We start from the raw sequence: 1,973 nt of genomic DNA, 5'->3' as shown, positions 1-1,973 counted from the left end.
ACACGTTCCGGTTCCTCAAGCAGGATCTCGGCTGGACCACACCGGCGCCGATGCTTCCCGACACGGCGTTGCGGTGGAGCTGGCTGGTGCTGGTCGCCTACACCCAGCTGCGGCTGGCTCGCGGCTGTGTCCGTGATCTGCGGCTGCCGTGGGAGAAACCCCAGCCCGCCGAGATGATGTCACCACGGCGGGTTCGACGGGATTTTCGGCGGGTTCGTGGGTTGACCGGCACCCCGGCCAACCCACCGAAACCCACCCGTCCCGGTCCCGGACGTCCCACCGGCTCCGCCCGGCCGCCCCGGACCCGCTATCCGACCTATCGCAAGAACAGCCGACGAGGCAAGAAGACCACCAAGAGTTAAAACTCAAGGACTCATTCATGTCGTCTGACGACATGAATGAGTCATTCACGTCGTCGCTGCCGGGCCGGTGTCAGGGCGCCGGCGGCTCGAACGTGATGCCGCGCTCCGCCGCGCGGCGCTCGCCCCACTCGTACAGGGCCGTCAGCGCGGGGCGGAGCTCCTCCCCCGCCGCCGTCAGGTGGTACTCGACCCGCGGCACCCGGCCGGGGAACTCCACCCGGCGGACCAGGCCGTCCGCGGCCAGCTCGCGCAGCTGCTGGGTCAGCATCTTCTCGCTCACGCCCGGCACCCGGCGCCGCAGTTCGCCGTAGCGGTGGGCGCCTTCCTTGAGGTGCGCGAGGATCACCGGCTTCCACTTGCCGCCGATCAGGTCGACCGCCAGTTCCGTCGCGCAGTGGTACCGCTTCACGCCGTTTCTCCCTACGCACCGGAAAGTACGTGCTTGCCGCCGCGCCCCGGCCGCTGGTTGCCTGAGCGGGTGATCGTCGACTACTTCCGCTACACCGTGCCAGAAGCCGCGCGGGCCGAGTTCGAAAAGGCCGCGGCCGGGCACCACGTCGAGCGCGCGCCCGGCCGGTACCTCGTCCGCGCGACGTCGCCGTTCGGCGGCATCGAAGGGTTCACGCCCGACGGCGAACCCGAACGCTACGAAACCACCACCCCCTCCCTCTACGACTGGGCGGGCGGCCGCGAAGCGCTCGTGCGCCTCCTCACGATCTTCTACGGCCACGTCCTCGAAGACCCGCTGCTCGAACCCGTCTTCCGGGACATGGACCCGCACCACGCCGAGCACGTCGCGGTCTGGCTCGGCGAGGTCTTCGGCGGGCCGCCCGCCTACACCGGGAGCCACGGCGGGCACGCCCACATGATCGGCCGCCACCTCGGCCGCGGGATCACCGAGCCGCAGCGCCGGCGGTGGGTGAGCCTCCTGCTCGACGCCGCCGACGAGGCCGGGCTGCCCGGCGACCCCGAGTTCCGCGCGGCCTTCGCCGGCTACGTCGAGTGGGGCAGCCGGCTGGCCGTCGTCTTCTCCGCCCCCGGCGCCGAGCCGAACCCGCACGAACCGGTCCCGCGCTGGGACTGGCCGATGCCGCCCTGGCCGACGGCGGGGGCCTAGCCGCATAGTGAGGGCAGTCGAAAGGAGGCTGCCCTTGATCCGGGTGGATGGCCGGACCCTCCGGTGCGCGGACGTCGTCACGGCGGCGCGCACCGAGGGCCCATTGGACATCGACGTCTCGATCGCCGCGCAGCGCGCGGCCGAGCACGCGTGGAAGCTCGCGGAAGACCTGAGCACGCGCCGCGTGGTCTACGGCCGGACCACCGGCGTCGGGGCCAACAAGGACGACACCGTCGAAAGCTCGCGCGAGCACGGGCTGCGCCTGCTGCGCAGCCACGCGGGCGCCAGCGGCGACGTGCTGCCGCCCGGGCAGGTCCGGGCGATGCTGCTGATCCGGCTGAACCAGCTGCTCTCCGGGCGGTCCGGGATCAGCCCGGAGCTGATCGGCGCGCTGGCCGAAGCGGTCCGCTCCGGCGCGCTGCCGCTGGTGCACCGGCTCGGCGCGATCGGCACCGGCGACCTCGCGCCCCTGGCCGAGACCGCGCTGGCGCTCA

Annotated in this window: 3 protein-coding genes and 1 pseudogene; 3 read left to right on the top strand and 1 reads right to left on the bottom strand. The window is 72.3% G+C overall.

All coding sequences use genetic code 11. The annotated features are described in order from the left end of the window. Positions 1-362 (top strand): annotated as a pseudogene (locus G3I65_RS39860) (transposase); the annotation flags it as partial. Between the two features lie 70 nt (positions 363-432). Here the strand turns inward: G3I65_RS39860 and G3I65_RS39855 are convergent. Beyond that, entirely contained in the window at positions 433-771 is a 339-nt protein-coding gene (locus G3I65_RS39855; RefSeq protein WP_160700671.1) for a helix-turn-helix domain-containing protein, read from the bottom strand. A gap of 69 nt (positions 772-840) precedes the next feature. On the opposite strand from G3I65_RS39855, the gene G3I65_RS39850 reads away from it, so the two are divergent. Together G3I65_RS39850 and G3I65_RS39845 are read left to right on the top strand one after the other, a co-directional pair. Beyond that, positions 841-1,479, top strand: a complete 639-nt coding sequence (locus tag G3I65_RS39850) for a group II truncated hemoglobin (RefSeq protein WP_309235941.1) — start codon at positions 841-843, stop codon at positions 1,477-1,479. 34 nt (positions 1,480-1,513) lie between these two features. After that, the coding region (locus G3I65_RS39845) for an aromatic amino acid lyase (protein ID WP_160700670.1) at positions 1,514-1,973 on the top strand (460 nt) is incomplete at its 3' end.

It is taken from the genome of Amycolatopsis sp. SID8362, assembly GCF_010550475.1.
In the GTDB taxonomy this organism is placed as follows: Bacteria; Actinomycetota; Actinomycetes; order Mycobacteriales; family Pseudonocardiaceae; genus Amycolatopsis; species Amycolatopsis eburnea.
This window is presented reverse-complemented; position numbering and strand designations above follow the sequence as displayed.